This is a genomic window from Streptomyces polyasparticus (assembly GCF_014493765.1).
Taxonomy (GTDB): domain Bacteria; phylum Actinomycetota; class Actinomycetes; order Streptomycetales; family Streptomycetaceae; genus Streptomyces; species Streptomyces polyasparticus.
This window is the reverse complement of the sequence record NZ_JACTVJ010000146.1, coordinates 1-677: the sequence shown is the minus strand read 5'-3', so window position 1 is coordinate 677 and position 677 is coordinate 1. Positions and strand designations below refer to the sequence as shown.

1 protein-coding gene is annotated in these 677 nt (G+C 51.4%); it reads left to right on the top strand.

Going from position 1 to position 677, the window contains the following annotated elements; genetic code table 11:
• Positions 1-167: 167 nt before the first annotated feature.
• On the top strand, positions 168-677 hold a 510-nt coding region (locus H9Y04_RS49240; protein ID WP_187820184.1), incomplete at its 3' end, for a lactate/malate family dehydrogenase.

Genomic DNA, 677 nt, shown 5'->3' with positions numbered 1-677 from the left:
TCGCTTTGCTGGATGGTCAGTCAGGAAGCATAAAGTGCGCCGCTGTTCTATTGCTACGCACAATAATGCATTCTTCAGCCATAATCATTGTAATTGTTCATCTTGTGAATTAAGGTCCAGGCGACGGAATAACGAAAGACTAAATTAACCATAATAAGGAGTTTAGGATGAAAGTTGCAGTCCTTGGCGCTGCCGGTGGTATCGGCCAGGCGCTTGCCCTACTACTTAAGACCCAACTGCCTTCAGGTTCAGAGCTCTCGTTGTACGACATCGCTCCGGTTACGCCGGGCGTGGCGGTAGATCTAAGTCATATCCCCACAGATGTAAAAATTAAAGGATTTTCCGGTGAAGACGCTACTCCGGCGCTGGAAGGCGCGGATGTAGTGCTGATCTCCGCGGGCGTGGCGCGTAAGCCCGGCATGGATCGTTCCGACCTGTTTAATGTGAATGCGGGTATCGTGAAGAACCTCGTGCAGCAGATTGCCAAAACCTGCCCGCAGGCCTGCATCGGCATTATCACCAACCCGGTGAATACCACCGTGGCTATCGCCGCCGAAGTACTGAAAAAAGCCGGCGTGTACGATAAAAACAAACTGTTCGGCGTTACCACGCTGGACATCATCCGTTCCAATACCTTTGTGGCGGAGCTGAAAGGTAAATCGGCAACCGAGGTGGAA